The organism is Ktedonobacteraceae bacterium (assembly GCA_035653615.1).
In the GTDB taxonomy this organism is placed as follows: domain Bacteria; phylum Chloroflexota; class Ktedonobacteria; order Ktedonobacterales; family Ktedonobacteraceae; genus DASRBN01.
Map to the genome: position 1 here is coordinate 14,468 of DASRBN010000026.1, position 21,130 is coordinate 35,597.

Annotated in this window: 15 protein-coding genes; 11 read left to right on the forward strand and 4 right to left on the reverse strand. The window is 55.3% G+C overall.

Translation table 11 applies throughout. From position 1 onward, the window contains the following. The first annotated feature begins 108 nt into the window (after positions 1–108). The 3 genes from VFA09_14050 to ehuA all read left to right on the forward strand — a co-directional run bounded on the left by VFA09_14050 (position 109) and on the right by ehuA (position 2,882). Positions 109–1,008 (forward strand): ABC transporter substrate-binding protein, encoded by a 900-nt coding sequence (locus VFA09_14050; protein ID HZU68394.1) that lies wholly within the window; start codon positions 109–111, stop codon positions 1,006–1,008. A gap of 270 nt (positions 1,009–1,278) precedes the next feature. Beyond that, complete coding sequence (locus VFA09_14055) at positions 1,279–2,046, forward strand: amino acid ABC transporter permease (protein HZU68395.1); 768 nt, start codon at positions 1,279–1,281, stop codon at positions 2,044–2,046. Positions 2,047–2,081: 35 nt separating this feature from the next. Next, on the forward strand, positions 2,082–2,882 hold the full coding sequence (ehuA, locus tag VFA09_14060) for an ectoine/hydroxyectoine ABC transporter ATP-binding protein EhuA (protein HZU68396.1): 801 nt from the start codon (positions 2,082–2,084) through the stop codon (positions 2,880–2,882). Between the two features lie 2 nt (positions 2,883–2,884). Here the strand turns inward: ehuA and VFA09_14065 are convergent, their stop codons facing one another. Then, the gene (locus VFA09_14065) at positions 2,885–3,553 is read right to left on the reverse strand and encodes an HD-GYP domain-containing protein (GenBank protein HZU68397.1); all 669 of its coding nucleotides are present in this window, start codon (positions 3,551–3,553) and stop codon (positions 2,885–2,887) included. Positions 3,554–4,087: 534 nt separating this feature from the next. Here VFA09_14065 and VFA09_14070 point away from each other — a divergent pair. From VFA09_14070 to recF, 5 genes are all read left to right on the forward strand, one after another. Beyond that, positions 4,088–5,482 (forward strand): hypothetical protein, encoded by a 1,395-nt coding sequence (locus tag VFA09_14070; protein ID HZU68398.1) that lies wholly within the window; start codon positions 4,088–4,090, stop codon positions 5,480–5,482. Beyond that, a complete protein-coding gene (locus VFA09_14075; protein ID HZU68399.1) occupies positions 5,479–9,348 on the forward strand; it encodes an AAA family ATPase in 3,870 nt (1,289 codons plus the stop codon). Before VFA09_14070 ends, VFA09_14075 begins: the two co-directional genes overlap by 4 nt. Before the next feature lie 614 nt (positions 9,349–9,962). After that, the gene (locus VFA09_14080; protein HZU68400.1) at positions 9,963–10,616 is read left to right on the forward strand and encodes a hypothetical protein; all 654 of its coding nucleotides are present in this window, start codon (positions 9,963–9,965) and stop codon (positions 10,614–10,616) included. Positions 10,617–10,824: 208 nt separating this feature from the next. After that, entirely contained in the window at positions 10,825–11,964 is a 1,140-nt protein-coding gene (gene dnaN, locus VFA09_14085) for a DNA polymerase III subunit beta (protein ID HZU68401.1), read from the forward strand. A gap of 105 nt (positions 11,965–12,069) precedes the next feature. Then, positions 12,070–13,230: a DNA replication/repair protein RecF gene (recF, locus tag VFA09_14090; GenBank protein HZU68402.1), complete on the forward strand. Its 1,161-nt coding sequence runs from the start codon at positions 12,070–12,072 to the stop codon at positions 13,228–13,230. Between the two features lie 60 nt (positions 13,231–13,290). On the opposite strand, the gene VFA09_14095 is transcribed toward recF, so the two are convergent. Further along, positions 13,291–13,488, reverse strand: coding sequence for a hypothetical protein (locus VFA09_14095; GenBank protein ID HZU68403.1), 198 nt, complete (start codon positions 13,486–13,488; stop codon positions 13,291–13,293). A gap of 32 nt (positions 13,489–13,520) precedes the next feature. Further along, a complete protein-coding gene (locus VFA09_14100) occupies positions 13,521–17,216 on the reverse strand; it encodes a choice-of-anchor D domain-containing protein (protein HZU68404.1) in 3,696 nt (1,231 codons plus the stop codon). 279 nt (positions 17,217–17,495) lie between these two features. On the opposite strand from VFA09_14100, the gene VFA09_14105 reads away from it, so the two are divergent. The 3 genes from VFA09_14105 (at position 17,496) to VFA09_14115 (ending at position 20,388) form a co-directional block, all read left to right on the forward strand. Next, positions 17,496–18,368, forward strand: a complete 873-nt coding sequence (locus VFA09_14105) for a TatD family hydrolase (protein ID HZU68405.1) — start codon at positions 17,496–17,498, stop codon at positions 18,366–18,368. After that, positions 18,355–19,539, forward strand: a complete 1,185-nt coding sequence (cysS, locus tag VFA09_14110; protein ID HZU68406.1) for a cysteine--tRNA ligase — start codon at positions 18,355–18,357, stop codon at positions 19,537–19,539. The genes VFA09_14105 and cysS overlap by 14 nt, the downstream gene beginning before the upstream one ends. Before the next feature lie 231 nt (positions 19,540–19,770). Further along, positions 19,771–20,388, forward strand: a complete 618-nt coding sequence (locus VFA09_14115; GenBank protein ID HZU68407.1) for a superoxide dismutase — start codon at positions 19,771–19,773, stop codon at positions 20,386–20,388. A 529-nt stretch (positions 20,389–20,917) separates the two neighbouring features. Here VFA09_14115 and VFA09_14120 read toward each other — a convergent pair. Continuing rightward, a partial coding sequence (locus VFA09_14120; GenBank protein HZU68408.1) for a hypothetical protein occupies positions 20,918–21,130 on the reverse strand: 213 nt, incomplete at its 5' end.

The window sequence follows — 21,130 nt, forward strand, 5'->3', positions numbered from 1 at the left end:
TCCTTACAGAAGTACAGAAGAAATTTCTTGTAAGCAAGAAACAACTATGCTAAACTAGGTTTACTTATCCAGAAGCATATGGCTATTTCTGACTTACAGGAGGTTTTCATGATATCTTTTTCCCCAGCTAAACGAGGACAACGCGGTTCAATGGCTATGCTGTTCGTGGGAGTGTTGCTCTCACTCACCTTGCTGCTCGCCGCATGTGGCAACGGTGGCACATCCACGGGCAGCGGCAATGTTCCCACTCCCAATACCAAAACGCCCACCGTTACCCCGCCCAACGACCTGCTGACTCCCGGCACATTGACAGTCGGTAGTGACACGACGTATCCGCCGCAGGAATACATCGACACCACTACTCACCAGCCTGCCGGTTTCGACATCGATTTAATCACCGAGATTGCGCAACGCATGGGCCTGCAGGCAAAAATTGTCAGCACCAGCTTTGATACGATCATCAATAGCCTCAACTCGAAGCGCTTCGATGTCGTCATATCGGCAGTCACCATCAATCCGCAGCGCCAGCAACAGGTGGATTTCATACCGTATTTCAATGCCGGTGAGTCTCTACTTGTGCAGAGCGGCAATCCCATGCACATCACCAGTATTGACCAGCTGTGCGGGCAGAATGTAGGAGTCCAGAACGGCACGGTGGAGCAGACCGATTTGCAGACGGCCAGCGCCAATTGTACAAAAGCGGGAAAACCTGCTATCCACATCACCGCGCTGACGAATCAGACCGATGTTATCCAGTTGTTAGCGACGAACCGTGTCGTCGCGACATACCAGGACTCACCGGTTACCGATTACTACAACAAGCTGCATCCCGGCCAATTCACCGTCGGTGGTTCTGTAGTGAACGCAGCTCCTGAAGGTATCGTGGTGCGCAAGGGCGATACTTCGATGTTCAATGCTATTCAGACTGCTTTCAATGAGTTGAAGGCCAGCGGAGCATATCATGCTCTGATCGAAAAATGGGGCCTGACCGACGAGGAAATCCACTGATCGTCCAGCGAGCCGATTACGTCTGAAAATCACAAAGCCCAACGATACTATACAACTCCCATCAGGCACCTCGTAAATTGGCAGAGGCGCCTGATGAATTTTGACAATCGAATCGGCGAATTAAGATCATCGTATCGTCCTGTAGGAACAATGGCCGGTCCCTATCCTGGCACACCTCGTGCTGGGAAATCAGCAGTGCTACTATCTCCCTATCTACGCTTCCATGATGTATAATTTGAAAAATCAGCATGGTTCCATAAGGAGGTGTATATGTTTCATTGGGATGTCGTCTGGCAAAATCTCTTCTCGACGGTTTTTCTTGCTGCGGCGTGGACAACGCTATGGATCGCGGTGGTTGCCCAGGCCTGTGGAGTCATCATCGGGCTATTCCTTGCCTTGATGCGCATTTCGCGTTTTCCCGTTTTTTCCTGGTTTGCGCGTTTCTATATCTGGCTTTTTCGCGGTAGTCCCCTACTGGTGCAGCTTCTCATCCTCTATTTTGGTGTTCCCGAAGTTTTTCCGGCTCTAACTCCATATATTACCGTCTATTCCGCAGCTCTTATAGCCTTTTCTTTCAATGAAGGCGCTTATATGTCGGAGATCATTCGTGCCGGTATCACATCGGTAGACCCGGGCCAGATGGAGGCCGCGAAAGCACTCGGTATGCGCTATTCGCTTGCCATGCGCCGCATCATCTTGCCGCAGGCTGCCCGCGTCATTATTCCTCCGCTTGGTAACGAATTCAACAACATGCTTAAGACGACTTCGCTTGCCCTGGTTATTGGACTCGCTGAACTCACGTACACCGCGCAGACGAATGGGTCTCAGAGCTTCACCTACTTCGAGTTACTCATCGTTGCTACCTTCTACTACCTGGTCATGACGACACTATGGGGCTATATCCAGAGCTGGATAGAGAACCGCATAGATCCCAATCGCACCACAAAATATGAACTGGCAGATAAAAAGAGCTTCACCCAGCGCGTCATCGGCTTCGGCTCGCGAACCGGTAGTGGCACCCTCGTCGGCGGTCGTTAGAAGTGATTTACGGCAAATAAGGAGTTAAAAATAGTATGAGCATAGAATCCGCCAATGGTAACGTTCTCACACGTACCGACGAAATGGTGCGCGCCGAGCAGATCGTCAAGCGCTTCGGCAATCTAACCGTGTTAAATGGCGTTGACCTTTCGGTTAAGCGCGGGCAGGTTGTGGTTGTCATTGGACCCAGCGGTTCCGGCAAAACGACCCTGCTGCGCTGCATCAATCACCTGGAGAAGATCGACAGCGGGCGTATCTATATAGAAGGAGAGATGATCGGTTATCGCGAGGTGAACGGCAAACTGGTGGAAGACCGCGAGGCGACTATCGCCCGCATCCGCTCGCAAATTGGCTTCGTCTTCCAGCGCTTCAACCTGTTCCCACATATGACCGCGCTTGAGAACGTTATCGAGGCTCCGATACATGTTCTGGGTCAGCCGCGGGCAGAGGTGACGGAACGCGCTATAGAGTTGCTTGCGAAGGTTGGCCTGGCGGATAAAGCGCATGTTTATCCGCACAAGCTTTCAGGCGGCCAGCAGCAGCGTGTCGCCATCGCCCGCGCCCTGGCCATGAATCCCAAACTCATGCTTTTTGACGAAGCCACTTCCGCGCTTGACCCCGAGCTGGTCGGTGAGGTATTGAAAGTCATGCGCCAGCTTGCCGAAGAAGGCATGACCATGGTCGTCGTTACGCATGAGATGGGCTTCGCGCGCGAAGTGGCCGATCACGTCGTCTTCATGGATAAAGCCGTCATTGTAGAGGAAGGCCCGCCGGAACAGATTTTTGATAACCCACAGAACGAGCGTACTCGCGCATTTCTGCGGATGATCCTCTAATCTCACACTTCTACCATATGGGAAAAGCGGAATTTGCGTTTTGTCTTCTCCGGCAAAGCGCAGATACGCTGTGGCAGCGTGAAATGGGGGTGCGTATCCAGCAGGTACAGCAGGGCGCGCACGATCATGGGATCAAAACTTCGCCCCGCCCCCAGGAGCAAACGCTCGCGTGCCGCTTCCTCAGAAAGCGCAGCCTTGTAAGGCCGCTGCGATGTCAGCACATCATAGACATCCGCGACGGTCAGAATACGGGCGCTTAACGGAATCTCTTCACCTTTCAGGCCGGTGGGGTAGCCGCGCCCGTCCCAGGCCTCGTGATGATAGAGTACCGTTTCGACAAAAAAGGGATGCACATCGCAACCGATCAGAATACGCGCGCCTATAATCGGATGCCGCTCCATCTTGCGCCGTTCTTCATCGGAAAGGGCCTCTGATTTCATCAGAATATCGTTGGCGATCCAGGTCTTTCCAAGGTCATGCACCAGCGCCGCCAGTGCCAGATCGCGCGCCTCTCGCCTGCTCCATCCCAGGTAACGTGCCAGTCGTTGCGCGTATGTAGCGACGCGCCGCGAGTGTTCATACGTCACAATGTCGCGTTCCTGAATGCTTTTGGCGAACGAGAGCAGCACCTGCCGGTTCTCGGCCTCTTGATCAAAACGTTTTATTCCCACCACTCTACTCCACGTAACTACAAGCCCGCTGCGCTGATTTATTTGCTGTATATTTCATGAGCAATACCACATGTATTGAAGATGGTAGAGTAGCCGGTACTCCTATCATCTTTCTTCATATTGATTTATTACGGACCATATTTCCTGGGAACATACATCTTATACTGAAGACGCCTACAGGTTCAGCTTTTGGTGTATGCGCATCATAGCAACATCGGCTTTTCTGGTCAAAATGTTAGGACTTCTGGATACAGTACTGAAGCCCTTACTAAGATTACCGCCTGGCAGTACGAATCGTCTCAAATTGCGGACTAACTGGTACTAATGTATGACGAATGAAGCGCGTCATTTTCAAACCCTTACCAAATAGTCCCTCTTTCGCTGCCACTGGTATTGAATCGTCACCGTTTGTGATAGACTCATCTTGAGGTAGAGAAATATAGCCAGGGATTGTGCAGCTTTGAGGTTGAGGGGAGGGTGTAGGGGCCAGATTGATCGCGCCCTGGGTAGGCTTCCTTTTCGAGGGGTGAAAAAATGGAAGAAGATATGCTGCAAAATCCTGCTGTAACGCAGGAAAATAGCGAAGATGCATCGCGCAATGGTCATGGGCAAGGTGATATCGTTACCATTGTACTCACGGCCGGTAATCGTCTTGGACACACTGCTTTCAGTTTCACTCAAAATCCTCATAAACGCGAGGAGGGACGGCAGCGCCTGCGCCAGGCTTTCCAGCGGGTAACAGACTTTGCCGCCGGGCAGGGCGTCGACCTGTTTGTACAGGCTGGGGATCTGTTTGATTCGACCAATCCCGACGAAGAAGACCGCAGTTTTGTGGCCGAACGCCTGGCACAACTGCGCCAGGCTGGAGTTCGTGCGTTTGCGCTTGGCGGCGTGCTTGATACACCCGCCACTGCATATGCCACTGTGGATTCCGGTAGCTATGCCGCCCACGCTCTGCCACCTCAAATCAGTTATGCCCGCCTGGGCGCGCTGCAGTATTTTCCGCCGGCAGGGAGCGTACCTCCGGCAAATGGACGTGCAAGCGAGCCGGCAACGCGAGGCGCTTATCTAGAACCGGTCATGGTGAATGTGCGCGACACACTGGTTGGTATCTGTGGCCTCGGCATTCAGGCAGATCAGGATGGGGACCCCCTGGCACATGTGCATGTAGATAGCGATATCGAGCGTGCTGCCATCCCCCTGCTCATATTGCATGCCCCGCTTGAAGCCATGCCCACCGGCGCTTCTGGTGGAACCTCAATGGTCACCAACGCCAGCATCGCAAGCCAGACCGTGTTCAAATATATCTTAGCTGGTTACCACCAGAGCTATCGTCAATTGCATATCGGCCAGGCTGATGTTGTCGTAGCCGGGACTACGCAGCGTGTTGACTTCAATGACCCTGACGACGAGCCTGGCTTTGTCTTCCTCGGAATAGCCGCCGGTGGCATTCGCTGGTGCCAGCATATTCCTGTAGATACCCTCAAGCTGCGTCGCCTGCGCATCAACCTGGCTGAACTCTGGGCGCAGGATTCAAATAGCGAGGATAGCTCCGTTACAGAGCGCATTCTCCAGCTTCTCGAGCCGCTATGCAGCCCGGAGACGCTGGTGCAAATCCAGCTTACAGGTGAGGTGACGCGCAGCCAGTATCATCAACTGGATTTAAATCGGGTGCGGCATTTTGGCGAAGAACGTTGTTTTGCCCTGGAAGTCGACGAAAGCGGCCTGCTGTTTGCGAGCGACGAATCGCGACTTGCGACCGGTGTAGCCGGTTCTAACGCATTTGAAGAACGCATATCTGTTCGTGAGGAACTTATTATCCTTGCCGGCGAATGGATTGCCGCTGTCCAGGATGAGCAGGAGCGGCAAGCCTTGCAGATGACAAGGGAAGAATTGCTGGCAGCCTTCTCCTCTGGAGTAAACCTATGATCATCCTTAAGCATTTGACAACTGAACAATTCAGACTCTTGCGCGAGATCGACCTGTACTTCCCACAGCGCGGAAGTATCCTCATCCAGGGACCGAACGAGGCAGGCAAATCAACGATCTTTGAAGCTATCTACTTCGCGCTTTATGGCGAACCCCTGACTTCCCCGTCTCAACGCGGGAAACGCCGGGACTCGGATCGCGGCCTGGACGATTTAATCCACTATGGCGAGCCTTCCGCTATTGTGTCTCTTGATCTCTCGATAGGCGTTACATCATTATCGATCAGGCGCACTATTGAGCGCGGTAAGGGGCAGCAGGTCAGCTTGCGAGTGCAGCGATTGGGCATGCCGGAAGAGTCACCGGTTACGAACCTGAAGGCCGCCAATGAGCGTATCATTGCCGAATTGGGGCGCATCGATGGCGAGACGCTGCGCAATTCCTGCCTGATTGAGCAAAAAGGACTGTCACGACTGGAGCAAATGGATGGTCGCGAGCGCGAAACAGTGTTGCGCAAACTGCTTGGCCTGGAAAAGCTTACCCGCCTGTCCGAACAATTCAAATTAACTGAACAGGATGAGGAACTTCTCAACGAGAGTCGCATGCGTCTAACATTGGCCGAAGTGCAGGCGCGTATCCCTGAGCTAAGTATGCAATTGGGAGACATTGAGGCCGCGCTCGACGCCGTCTCCATCACCGAACACCTGGCCGAGATAGACCGGCAAGAGGTAGAAATCGATGAACAGCAGCGGGCGCTCGAACAGATCGAGGTGCAGCGTCGCGAACTGCGCGCGCGCCAGAGTCGCATTCAACAGTTGAAGAAAGCCGATGCTGTACTTGGCGAAATCATGGCATCATATGATGCCATCGCCGAGGCCCAGCGTTCTCTGCCCGAAATTGAACGCCAGCTTGCCGAACTCGAACTCCGCAGGAGCGAAGAACTGCCCGCGCTCGAACAACGGGTTCGCGATTTATCCGAACTTTCTCGCTCCTTCGGAACGCTGGAGCGTATGGCGGGCGACCTGCTGGCGGTCGTCAACACCATCAAAGAGTTGGAGCAGGAACTCAAAGACTATGAACAGGTGCAGGCAGATATTCAGGAACTGGACGAGAAAATTATTCACGCCCGCCTGCGCGTCGAAGAAGCTCAACAGGCCCGGCATGAGATGGAAGAGCAGCGGCGCTCGGCAAAACCGCAGTTAGAACAGCGACTCCAGCGCCTGCGCCGGTTAGCGCAACAACTTCATGCTCTGCGGCAGGCAGAGGAAGAATACCGGCAGATACAGGCCCGGCAGGGATCGCCTCAGGAACAGATAGAGCAACTCAAGAAGGTTGAGCGAGAACTGCAAGAAAGCGAACAGGAACTCGCGCTTGTGCAGAATGAAGCGCAACAACTACAACAGCAGGCCGATGACATCGAGAAGCGCTGGCGCAAGCTCAGTTTGCATCGCCAGCTGGAAGAGTGGCAGCGCTTAAAAGGCTTGATGAAAGGCCTGACTGAAGCCGAGCAACATGTCATGGCTGCTCACCAGCAGCAGGAGCGATTGACACTGGAGGCCCTCGCTCAGCGCCGCGCCGCCACTATCCAGCTTGGTATTACTATCGCCTGTGTTGTTCTGTTCCTGCTCTGTGGTAGTGCAGCGCTTGTCGAGGCCCTGAATAAGTCAATCATTTTCGCTACCATCGCCGGTTTAGCCGCTATTTTGTTAGCTGCCAGCGCCGGCTACAGCTATCAGACGTACAGCAAGATACGTAAAAAGGAGCAGGAGGCCGACCGGCAAATGCAGGAGGCCATCAACCAGGTAAGCATGATGGTGGCTGCGCGCGAAACTGCCATTCGCATGAGCGGGGGCCAGGGGGGCAATCAGGAGGCGCTTGAGCAGATAGAACACGAGATTCGCTCGCTTGGTGGCGCTGTACCACGCTCCCTGGAAGAGGCACAGCACCTGCTGCAACAGGTTTCTACCTCTGACGAGAGCCTTGCCGATATCCAGCAGCAAATGAACGAGAGCCGTAACAAGGCACTGGCGGCTCGCAACCAGGTCAATGTGACCATGGAAGCGGTAGCCGCGGCTCGTAAGGAACGTGCGCGCCTGCAAGCGCTCGGCAACCGGGAAAGCCAGGAAGTCATTCATGAAAAGCTACAGGCTAAGCAGGCGGCCATCGGGCAAATACAAAACGAGATTGTAGTTGCCGCCGGTAAAGAGGGTCTACCATTGCCTGTAGGAGAAACGTTCAACGCGCCCATGGAAGACGGGCAAGAGCAGGTCAAACCCTATGAGAGCGTGGTTGAAGATGCCATCAAATCAACCGAACGCGAAATAGCCGTACTGGATGGTAAGCTGTCATCTCTGCCGGATCTTGCTACCCAGGTCAAAATCTATCAAGATGCCCTGGATGTCTTGCTCGCGCGAAAACAGGCACACCTGGAGCGTTTGGAGCGCTACCAGGACAATCTCCCTATGCAACGAATAGAACGCGCCCGCGAACAACAGCTTACACTGCGCGATGCGCTTCGCAGTTTGCAGGATTCCTTGCGTAAGCGTGTCCAGCCGCTTGGCTTCGCCTTTGGTCAGGCGGCAATCAACAGTGCTGAATCCGGCGCTCGTAAGCAACTGGAATTACTACATATCACGCTCGATAGCAAGATAGAGCTTGAGAATCGCCATGCTTTCTATACCGCTCTCCTCAAGGAACGCCAGGAAGCCCTATCCGCCGGTTATCGGCAACTGGCAAAATTCAGCACCACCCTTGGCAGCTGGATCGTTCCTCCGAATCCATTTGCCGAAGCCCTCGTGGCTCTACGCAGCCGCTGCCAGCGCGAGATAGAGCAAGAGGGTGAGGAAAATATCTTGCGCGAACTCGAAGGCTTAAGGCTCCAGGAGGGCGCCTCGCGAGTGAAAATCGAGCTATGCCGCGGAGAGATTGAAATCGCCCAGGAACGCATTGCCACAATACTGGCACAACGCAACCGGCCACCCGCGAAAGGCTTCACCCTTGTTGATATCGCGGCAGTCTGGCCCCTCGTTGGCGAATACTCGCCGGAGCAGCGCGCCCGCCTTGAAGAGGATCTGGCGCGCGTCGACCAGGAATTGCACCAGCTAGAACAACAGGAGTTGGAATTGAGCACGCAACTCCATACGGGCGGTGAAAAGTTAGATCTCGAGCTGGCTCGCAAGCATTTGGAGCAGCAAGAACGCAGTTACCAGACCAAAAAACGCGGCGGTCTGCTGATCGATGCCACATGCGAGCGCATCATGCGCAAGATGATACCGCGCATAGAATACTTTATGCAGCAGCTACTCCCCCTGCTGACACGCGGTCGCTACCATGATGTGCGCCTGGCAACAGAACCGGAAGAGGGGATTGCCAGTGGAGGGCCATTCCAACTGAGTATATGGGAGCCTTCTGCCGGAGAATATATCGCGAAATCGGCTCTTTCGGGCGGCGCCGCCGATCAAATCTCGCTGGCGCTGCGATTAGCGTTTGCCATTGCTGCCTTGCCACGCGAACTCAGCGCCGCGCCAGGATTTCTGCTCCTCGACGAGCCATTTGGCTCTTTTAGCCGTGACCGCATGCAAGCCCTGGCGCAGCTTGTTACAGGCGATGCACTCGGCCAGCACTTTGAGCAGGTGCTGTTTATCTCGCACGACAGCGCTTTCGAATCTACACTGTTTCCCTATCACGTCTCTATTGAGGATGGCGCCATTGTCGATAGCAATCTCTCCATGAGAGCAGGAGATGCTCAGCATGCCTCATCCCAGGGAAGCAATCAATCTGGTCCCTACCCTCGCCGGTTCACCCGGCCATTAGAGGCTGATACCTCTAGCAATGGGACAACACCATTAACGGCTTCACAATACTCATAGAGGATTTGCGGACATGTGATGAAGTTTCACCAGCACAACCTGTAAGCACCCTCTAGCCGTGTCATTCTGAGCGCAGCGAAGAATCTGCGTCCAGGCCCAGAGATTCTTCCCCGTTCGCTGCGCTCAGGGCTTCGGCTCGCACGCTCAGAATCACAGAACCCGAGCCTCCAGATTACCGATTGTGGAAGGCAAAATTCATGAGGAACAGCCCTGCGATTCCCCTACATGCTGTAGTAGACGAAAAAAGAGGTATTACTAGGGGGAAACGCCGGGTATGGGGATGCCCAACGTTATAGTAATACCTCTTAGAGTAGGAACGTTCTGCTTGCACGTTTGGTGGCAAATTTCGGCCACGAAAATAACTGTTTTGGCAAAAAGTACTAAAATTGGTGTTAAGTGGCTCCTATTACGGCTTCTTTGCTTCCTTATATTTATAGTGAAAATTGGGAACAGTGACGTAGCAAGGTCGATCAAAAGTACGGTGGCTCATCCTGGAGAGTACGTTTTATGAGGGAGATAAGTTACAGAAGTGATTGATTTCCCCTATCACTCCGGCGCATCCTGTGGTACACTGAAATGGAATGATTTTGGCATAGATGAGAGTAACATTTCTTATGACAGACAAACTTGATCAGGCAGCATCCGCTGCGCAACAATACCTGGCGCTCAAACATGCGGCGCGCGAACGGGCTTTACCCAAATCGCGTACAGCCATCCGTTACTGCGCCAATAGCATCCGCGCGACGCACCGCCAGGAATTTCAAGCTGCGGCGGAACTTCTGCGCCACGCCAATATTCTGCTGGCCGAAATGAGCGCTGATTTGCAGGAACAGCAGGATATCTATTTCGCGGGATTTTTGCAGGACGCGCAGAAGGAATATGCCGAAGCCGCAACATTTCTGGCCCTGGCGCAACATCGACCCGTTCCGCTTGCCTCTGAACTCTCCATCGACTGGATTCCCTATCTCAATGGGCTGGGTGAGACCGTTGGAGAACTTCGCCGCTACCTGCTCGATCAATTGCGCCGCGGCAACATCGAGACATGCGAAACCCTGCTGGGTTACATGGATGATATCTATGCCCTCCTCATCACCATCGACTACCCCGATGCCATTACCGGTGGCCTGCGCCGCACTACCGATGCTGCTCGCGGTATCCTCGAAAAGACGCGCGGCGACCTCACCATCGCCGTCGGGCAAGATCAATTACAGCAAACCCTGCTCACATTGCAGCGCGAACTAGAGAAATTGCGCCTCGATTCCCTGTAGGGACAGCGCCTTGTGCCTGTGTTCGTGCCCGTCCTCCTCAATGTCTTGTGCTGCTCTACCCTGCTCCGGCTGCGGTTCAATTGCAGGTGCCACAATGAGATTGCATAGGTTCTGATGAAATTGGTTTACAGCCGTCTCGGAATACTGTATACTAACCAGGAATTTGACCCTGCATTTCTTTGGTTGTGTTCTGGAGGAAGAGTATCATATGAAACTAACCTGTAAACAACAAGACTTGAGCCGCGGGCTTTCTGCCGTCAGCCACGCCGTGTCGAATCGCAGCACGCTCCCTATTCTTTCCAATATCTTGCTCGCGACCGATAATGGCCGCCTCAAACTTTCCGCTACCAATCTGGAGATTGGCATTAATTGCTGGGTTGACGCGCAGATCGCCGAAGATGGGGCTACCACCGTACCCGCCAGGCTGCTCACCGATCTCGTCAACAGCCTGCCGCAGGCCACCGTCGATATCAGCGCCAATGAAGATTCCAATATCCTTAGCGTCAAAAGCGCGGGCAGTAGCGCCAACATTAAAGGCCTGGACCCATCCGAATTTCCCTTGATCCCCAGCGCCGAGGGCGGAGAGCCGCCCGTGCGCTTCGAAGCCTCGCGCTTGAAAGAGATGATCGATGAGGTCGCGTTCGCCGCCGCCGATGATGACTCCCGTCCCGTTTTTACCGGCGTCCTCATTCAGGTCAGTGAAGAGAAAATTACCTTTGCCGCTGCCGACGCTTTTCGCCTGGCCGTGCGCGTCGATGCGCTTCCCGGTGATGACCATCCACGCGGCGACATCCTCGTTCCGGCGCGTACCCTCACCGAACTCGCCCGCATCCTGCCATCCGAAGGGCAGGTCGAGATGATCGTGACACCCAATCGCAGCCAGGTGCTCTTCCATACGCCGCAACTGGACCTGGTCTCGCGTCTCATCGATGGCACCTTTCCCAACTTCCGGCAGATTATTCCGAAGGAACACAGCACGCGCGCGGTCGTCGAAACGAAGCAATTTGCCGAAGCCGCTAAACGTGCCGCCCTGTTCGCCCGTGATAGCTCCAATATCACACGCATCAAAATCAACCCTGGCGCGAACGATGGGCTGGAGCCGGGATCGGTTACCGTCGAGGCGACTGCCGAAGACCTGGGAGACAACGTCACCACCATTAACGCCGCCGTCGATGGACCCGAACTACAGATTATCTTTAACGTCAAATACCTGGCCGACGTACTTGCCGTTATCGATACGCCCGAAGTAGCGCTCGAAGCCAACGCGCCTACCAAACCGGGCGTTATCAAACCTGTAGGCTCCAACGATTATACCTATGTGATTATGCCCATGCATATCAATCGATGAGTACTTTGCCCGTAGGGGCCGGTTCACCGTACACATCGCCGATTGATCGGCCCCCACGCGCACAACAAACATCTTCCAAAAGCCATTGCCAGTCTGGACACATGCATGTATCTTGCTCACCTCGCACTACACGACTTTCGCAATTATAAACAACTCGACCTTCCACTTGGGCCTGGTCTGTATCTCTTTTGTGGCGAGAACGCGCAGGGCAAAACGAACCTGCTCGAAGCCGTGGCTATGCTCGCCACCTCCAATTCATTCCACGCCGCCTCCGACCGCGAAATCGTCAACTGGCAGGCGCCCGATCACATTGCGCGTCTCGTGGCCAGCGTCGAACGGCACAGCGGTGAAGTAAAGATCGAGATCGTCATCGTCGATCCTACGCCTGCCAATGGCGCCGATTTCAGCGTTCCCGAAAGCAGGCAGCGCAAGCGCGTCAAAATCAATAATGTGCCAAAGAAGCCTATGGACCTGGTAGGGCAGGTGACCGTCGTGCTCTTCGCTCCTACCGATTTGCGACTCGTCGATGGCCCTCCCGAAGAGCGGCGCCGCTTTCTGGACCGCGCGTTATGCCAGATGCAACCCCGTTACTGCGCAGTGCTTGGCAAGTATCGCAAGGTGATTACACAGCGTTCCGCCCTTCTCAAGCGCATCCGCGAAAATCAGGAAGATCCACGCATGCTCGGCTACCTGGATGAGAAACTGACCGAGTGGGCCAATCTGATCATCTTTGAGCGCCAGCGCATGGTGGCCTCGCTCAATGCTCAGGTGGATGAACTGCAAGCGACGATCAGCGGCGGGCGCGAACACCTGCAAATCGTCTATCGTCCCTCGTTCACCGTCAATCCCGAATGGAACACCATCGAGGCGCTTGAGCATTACCGCGAGCAACTGCACGAGGCGCGGCGCAAGGAGATTTACCAGGGCGTGTGCCTGTTGGGCCCGCACCGCGATGACCTGGAATTTCTGGTCAACGGCGTCAACATGCTCACTTACGGCTCGCGCGGGCAGCAGCGCACCGTGGCGCTCTCGGCCAAGCTGGCGGAACTGGCCTACATGCATGGCGTCACCGGCGAAGAGCCAATCCTGCTGCTGGATGATGTATTCAGCGAACTCGATTCACTGCGCCGCGAATACCTGCTGCGCCAGATACTACAGCACGAGCAGGTCTTGATTACGGCCACCGATTTCACCAATTTCCCGCAGGAGATTCTGGGTAAAGCCCACAGATATCAGGTGGTGGATGGGGCGATAACAGAGGCGTAACTGCTTTCTTTTTCTCGACTATTTTACCAACTCTCTTCTATCCTATGATCATGCCCGACTCTAATCAGCCTCGCTCTCGTGAGATTTGCGTATCAAGCGAAATAGTACCTGGATAAGGATGAATCCGAGAAAGAGCAGGATGATGACCGCTACCGGATCGACCGTTCCGGTAGAAACCATGTGATACGCCAGATAACCCATCAGTCCGAGAACAATGACGAGTATGACAAGAGGAGGGAAACCCAATATGCCTGACATCTTTACTCCTTTTTGTTAAGGGGTTAGAGACATTAACTAACCGTCAAGCTGACCGTCACCGTGACCGCATTGCCAGAAGAGGGCGTAATATCGACCGTGGCCGAGTAGGTGCCCGCGGACAAACCCGTTACATCCACCGAGAAGGTGAGCGAGGAACTTTGACCAGCATCGTCGCTGCCACTGGTGGGTGAAACGGTCAGCCAGCTTTGAGAAGGTGTATCGGTCGTCCATGTGAGCGAGTTGCCGCCGGTGTTGGTAATCGTAATGGCCTGCGTATCGGGGTTGACGCCCACATTGGCGGTGAAAGCCAGGCTGTCTGAACTGAGCTGCATGGCGGGTGGCGCGATGTTGATGGTGATGGGAACGGTGACCGGGCTGCCCGCTACAGCATTACCCGTAATCGGATCAATGGCGCTTATGGTGGCGCTGGTGGTGTAGGTTGTGCCGCCCTGCAAGCCGCTGGCATCGACAATCACGTCGATGTTGGTGCCGCTTCCTCCCGCCAGGCCCGTGCCGGATGTTGCCGAGAGCGAGACGAAGGATGGCGCGTTGGGGTCCAACGCCGCCGTCCAGTTCAACGGTTCGCCGCCGGCGTTGTTGATGGCAATCTGCTGGTCGCTTGATCCTGTATCAACGTTGAACGTCAGCGCGCCCGGACCTGCGTTCAGCACGGGCGCCGCTATCACATTCGTGGTTATTCCGACCTGCTGCGGGCTGCCCTCAATCGTCATACCGTTACTATCCACCGCTGCCAGCGAAACGGTGCCGTTGTATGTTCCGGCAGAGAGCGAGCCAGATGTTACCGCGACCGTAAATGTAGCGCTATTGCCGCTCGTTACCTGCGCCGACGATGGCGTGACCGCGAGCCAGCTTCCTCCATCGCCCGTCGTGACCGTTGGCGTAATCGTTACGCTACCACTGCACGTGCCGCTGACGGCAATGCTGAATGTCTGCGTGGCGGGGTTCAATCCTACCTCGGCGGAATAGGTCTCGCCGCTATCCGATGGCGCTTGCAACATACATGGCGGCTGCACTGTGAGCGTAATGGCAATCGTTTGCGCTGTACCCGCCTGCTGCCCGCTGACACTGTCAACTGCCGTGATCGTAACCGTGCCCGCATAGCTGCCGGCGGATAGACCGGCAAGCGAGACGCCGACGTTGGTGGACGAGGAGGCCGAGAGGCTGACCGTGCCGCTGGCGGGTGAGGCCGACAGCCATGTGCCACCGGAAGAGGTATTGACGCTGGCTGTCCAATTCAGCGCGTGCGCGCATGTCCCACTGGCGGCGATGTTCACAGCCTGCGTGGCGGGGTTTGCCTGACCAACAATGCCCGTGAAGTTGAGCGCGAGCGGAGTCGCTCCAATAGCGCACGGCGGTTGCACGACAAAGGTAACCGGAATCGACTGCGGGCTGCCCATTGCCGGATTGCCCGATCCATCCGTCGCGTTAAAGGTGATTGTTCCAGTGTAGGTGCCGGGGGAGAGCGATTGTAACAGTATAGCTGTAACGGTAATGCTGGCCGACTGACCGCTGGAAAGGCTGCCCGAGGTGGTTGAAATTGAAAGCCATGGTGCTCCTGTAGATGTTGTCGCCGAGGCATTCCATGCCAGCGTGCCTCCACCAGAGTTGGTGATCGTAGCGACCTGGGCAGGTGGGTTTACCTGGCCGTAGATGGCGCTAAAATTCATCGTCGCGGGCCCTACGCTGAGAACCGGTGTCGCGACCGGTGCCACGATCAGTGTCACGGGTATAGTCTGATTGCCTGATTTTGTGCTGAAGATGAGCGCGCCCGTATATGTGGCAGGCGAGAGGCCAGAGCTATTGACGCTCACCTGAGGATAGGCCGGAGTTCTGCCGCTAGCCTGGTTGATGCTGAGCCAGTGCCCACCATTATTGGTTGTGACTGAGGCGTTCCACTGCATCGGGCTTGAACATCCCTGGCTAAGGCCCACATCGATGGTCTTGGGCCCCGGTGAGGGCTGCGAAGATACAGCGGTAAACGTCAGACTGCCCGGTGAGACCTGGACCGCGCATTGCGGTAGAATGGTCAGGCTGACAAAGATCGATTGTGGGCTATCCTTTACCGGGTCCGGTCCTGTGCTGGAGAACGTGACGCGACCGCTATACGTACCCGGCAGCATCATGCTGGTATTCACGCCGATCTTTACCGCCAGGCTGCCACCTTTGCCTATGGTGCTGGATCGTGTCCCTACTACCAGCCAGTTTGACCCATCGTCGGTGGAACTCGAGGCACTCCACTGCAAAGGTAGCAGGCCGGGATTGCTGATGGTGACGACCTGGGCCACCGGATTGGCGCCGCCATCTATGCCGGTGAAGGAAAGTACGCCGGGCATGAGCTGGAGTACAGCTTCATGTTGGGGTTCGAGCGGCGTCACATTCATCTTGACAGGCAGCATTAATTGTCCGGCGTTCGATGAAAAGATCACGTTGCCCTTATATACTCCCTGCTTCAGATTTGCGCGGTCTCCCGCAATGGTTACCTTCATCGGTTGGCCGGCCACAAAGGTGCCGCTATTCGGGCTAAGCAGCAGCCAGGGCTGCGTCGTGCCGCTTTGCCAGGAAATCGTTCCGCCGCCGGCATTATTCAGCGTAATCGCCATGGCGCTGTCGGTCGCCTGGTCGCCGGAACCGAGATTGAGGCTGCTCACCGAGATTTCCAGGTGCGGTGGCTTTGAGGCGCTTTTGCCGGTCACATTAATCGCAAAGCTGGCCGTTTTATGGGTGGCAGCATCTTCTGCCTGTATGGTATGCGAACCGGACAACCATGTTGGATCGACCGTGACCGTGTCGCTGAAATTACCTGAGCTATTGGTGGTTATAATATGCGAGCCTGCGGTATCGATGACCGGAATATGCGTATCGCGAGTCAGGCCTACGCGCCCATTGGGGCTGAACCTGGTGCCGCGCAGCGTAATGGTTCCCCCAAGCGCAATGGTAGAAGGAGTGACCTGCAACGAGAACGCGCCTTGTCCAGACGACGATTGTGCCGTGGGCGAGCGCCCCAGGACACTGACGATGCCAAAAATTCCGCCCAGCAAGAGGGCTATAATCGCAAGCGTGCTTAGCCAGAAGAATAGCTTCGGCTGGGGCCGCCTGGGTGGTGGCTGTTGCTGAACAGGTTGTACGCGTTGCGTTGGCAGTACAGGTGGTGGAGTGCCGGGTGTGACAAGTGGCTCAAGTTGCGGTGGTGTGAGAACTGTGCTACGGTTCTTATTGCGGACAACTTTATTCCAGGTCGAGAAAGGCCGCATCTCAGGTTGGTCATGAATGATACCATCCTCGCTGTCCATGAGGCGAGTTGAGAATGATATATCGTCGCCCGCGGCCAGGCGCTGCCACTGGCTGGGTGAGATGACCACAACTTCTTCGCCGGCGCGATTTCCTATTCGCTGCGTCTCTACATCCTCGTTGCCGGCATTGCCCGGCATAGCCTGAGTAGGGGCCTCTTCTTCCGCGGGCATAGGCTGCGTTGGAAGTTCCTCGTTCTCGCGTAGTGGGTAGAGACGATGTGATTTGAAGATGGCCGTTCGTCCAGAATCCGGAGCCTCTGGCGCATTAGGAGGGTTAGCCTGTTTTCCACCTGTAGGGACAGCGCCAGGCGCCTGTCCATCCATACCGGCTAGAGGCGCCACCAGGGGCAGTCCACATGCCGGGCAGTATTTTGCGATCCGGGGAAGCGGCTCAGCGCAATTTGGGCAGCTTATCATATTCATAGTCTACCCTCGAAAACGACCATCCGCGGGGGCGTACCGTTGTGGTCGCCCGGCGATTGATCCAGCACGTGGTATACCCCTACAAAAGGACATCGCCTGTATCAAAGTGTACGAGAAAGTTTGACCGCTTGTCAATGCCAATCAATCAACCCCTTTTTCCTTTATACGATGTAAACCCTGGTTTTGGGACACATGAATGCACCAGGAGAGGCGGCTTGTCCCTGTCTCCTCAATTGTTGATTTGACATCTTCAGATTGCTAAGACTATACTTTATGAAGTGTGGAGGCATTGCAAGCCCAGGACAGGCACAGGGCGCTGTCTCTACAGGTGACGATACGTTAGGAAAGGATAATCGTTTGCTCGTCGATAGTCATGCCCACATTGATACTTCGCGTTTCAATGCCGACCGCGAAGCCGTGATCGCGGCTGCGCGTGAGGGAGGTATTACTCGCATTATTAACCCGGGCGTTGATCTTGCGTCGAGCCAGTTCGCGCTGGCGCTGGCAAAATCGCATCCCGGCTGTATCTTTGCCGGCGTAGGCACTCATCCACACGATGCCACGACCTATACTGAGGAGGTCGGTACGCGCTATCGTGAGATGGCACGCGAGCCGGAGGTGGTAGCCATCGGCGAGTTCGGATTGGACTATTTCCGCATGCTATCGCCGCGCGAGGTGCAGAGGGCCGTCTTCTGCGCGCACCTTGAGCTTGCCCGCGCCTGTGATCTGCCCTGCATCATCCATGTCCGCGACTCCCATGATGATGTGATCGAGTTGCTGCGCGCCCATGGGCAGGGATTGCGCGGCGTCTTCCACTGTTTTTCGGGCAACGTTGCGCAGGCGGAGGAATGCCTGGCGTTCGACGGCTTCATGCTCTCGTTTGCCGGCCCGCTTACCCGCCAGGACAATGATTTGCCGGAGGTCGCGCGTATGGCCCCGCTGGAGCGTATCCTGGTCGAAACCGATAGTCCTTACCTGGTGCCGCAGCCGCTGCGTGCCAGGCGCAATGAGCCATTATTCGTCAAATATACTGCCGAAAGGCTGGCCGAGATTCGCGGTATGTCCCTGCCGGAAATTGCCCAGGTAACTACCGCCAATGCCATTCGCCTGTTCAATCTGGAGAACAACCCTGATGAAGCTGTTTAATACCCTGACGCAATCCCTCGAAGACTTTGTTCCCTTAGAAGACAAACTGGTGCGTATGTATGTTTGCGGCGTGACCCCTTATGACACCACCCACCTGGGGCATGCCTTCACCTATGTCTCGTTCGATACCTTGATTCGCTACCTGGAATTTAGCGGCTACACGGTCAAATACGTGCAGAACGTGACCGACATCGATGACGATATCCTGCGTAAGGCCCGCGAACTAAACATGGCGTGGGATGAACTGGGCCGCCGCGAAACCGAGCGCTACCTGCGCGACATGGATTCGCTCAATGTGCGCCGCCCCGATGTGTACGCGCACGCCACGGAAGAAATTCCCACCATGATCGAGGTAATCCAGGCGCTGGTGTCGCGCGGCTATGCTTACGAGCGCGAGGGCAACGTCTATTTCAGCGTCAAAAAGGACCCGGAATTTACTGTCATGCCGCACGTGCTGGGCCTGGATTCGTATGACGCCATGCTCAAGATCGCCAATGAGCGCGGCAATTACCCGGATGACCCGCACAAGAAGGACCCGCTTGATTTTGTACTCTGGCAAGCGCAGGCGCCAGGGGAACCGGCGTGGCCGAGTCCCTGGGGTCCCGGGCGTCCCGGCTGGCACATCGAATGCAGCGCCATGTCCATGAAATACCTGGGGCCGCAGATCGACATTCATGGAGGGGGCGCGGACCTTGCATTCCCGCATCACACCTGCGAAATTGCGCAATCCGAGCATTTTACGGGTATTGCTCCTTTCGTGCGCATCTGGATGCATACCGGCATGGTCTACCAGGAAGGCGAGAAGATGAGCAAATCATTGGGTAACCTCACGCTCGTCAGGAACCTGCTCAAAGACTACAGCGCCAATGCCATTCGCATCACGCTGCTCAACCACCATTATCGCTATCCCTGGGAATGTTTCCCCGCGGATCTGGAGGTAGCCACGGAGATCACCGCGCATATTCAGCAAGTGCAGGCCCTGGTGGGCGAGCAAACAGGCGGCGAGGACATGCTCCTGCGCGGTCGCTTCCATGCTGCCATGGAGAACGATCTCAACACCCCTGAAGCCATCATGTTACTCCGGCAGGCGGCAGAAACGGTCATCGCCAACCACGATCTCAATACCGGGGCCGAGATATTGCGACTTGTCAAAGTGTTGGGATTGAGGTAACGCCGGGGCCGATTTATCGGCCCAAACTGCCCCTCAGCTTGACATTTGCGCTTGCATCTAATACAACTAATTACAGAAAGGCTTTGAAAATCGCCTCTGCCTTACTCAGACGAGAATAGTAGGACTTGCCCAGGCTCGACAAAGAGTATCAAATTGCAAGTTGATCGATGAGGCAAGGCATTGAGGCGATCTAATAATGGATCAGTAGTTTATTTTTAAGGAGACATGTTTATGGCGTATGAACTTCCACCTTTGCCCTACGACTACAACGCGTTAGAGCCGTATATCGACGAAGAGACTATGCACCTGCATCATGACAAGCACCACCAGGCGTATGTGAACAACTTGAATGCGGCAGTCCAGGGCCAGAGCCAGTATGCTTCCATGCCGGTTGAGCAGTTGATCCAGCACATCAACGAACTGCCCGAGAATATTCGCACGGCTGTGCGCAACAACGGCGGCGGCCATGCCAACCACAGCATGTTCTGGCAGATCATGAAGCCCAATGGTGGTGGCCAGCCCAGCGGCGAGCTGGCGAATGCGATCAACTCGACCTTTGGTTCGTTCGATCAGTTCAAGGCCGCTTTCAACGATGCCGGCGCCAAACGCTTCGGCTCCGGTTGGGCCTGGCTGGTCATGGACCGCAACGGCAATCTCCAGGTCATCTCTACCGCTAACCAGGACAGCCCATTGATGGAGGGACTCTTCCCGATTATGGGCAACGATGTCTGGGAACATGCCTATTACCTCAAGTACCAGAACCGCCGTCCAGACTATCTCAATGCCTGGTGGAACGTGGTCAACTGGGACGAGGTCGAGAAACGCTACCAGCAGGCGAAAGGAAAGTAGGGGCTAGATGTATTGCGCCCCTTCCAGCGCACCTGCAAGGGTAGGCGTTTTGAAACAGCGCGGGTGCCAGTAGGGGCTGGCGCGTGGAGGTCTGGAGGGGTTCTGTAGGGGCGGGAGTGGAGTTGGGCGGGGTTGGGTCCCTTGTGGCCCCCCATAGTGGGGTCCAACCCCGCTCCCGCCCCTACGGGGACGGACTCCGCTTCGAAACACCTCCACGTATCAGATCCCTGCGGTCGCCCCCTGGTTCTTTATTCCTCCAAACTATTCTTGGACTTGCCATCTCTAAATATCGCTTCTATCTCCTCGCCTCTGTGATTTTTGACAAATCCTGCAAAAAAGGTTGCTTGTACCCTTGACTCTACAACAGAAATCGACTATACTTTGGTCAACAGCAAAGGAAACAGGCATATTTCGGAGAACGCAGGCAATAGGGGTTGCCTCATTTCCCTCTCTCTTGTTTTCTGGCTTTCATTCTCTGACTGTTCAGGTGACCTTTTTCTTTGCATCTCTCTCTGTCTTATATAGTGTGCTAACACGCTCTCTCCGTTGGCTCTACGCGAAAAAGTGTGTTGCCTACTCTTTTTACTGAGGAGCATTCAGCGCCTGTGCCACCTATGACGCCTCGACCTATGATACGCACATCGTTGGCGCGGCCAACGCCCTCAATCAGCAGGCCGGTTCGGTCTATGATCCTGGCAGCGCGGGCGGCTTCGGTCAATGGCTGACGTCGCTCACCGATGTC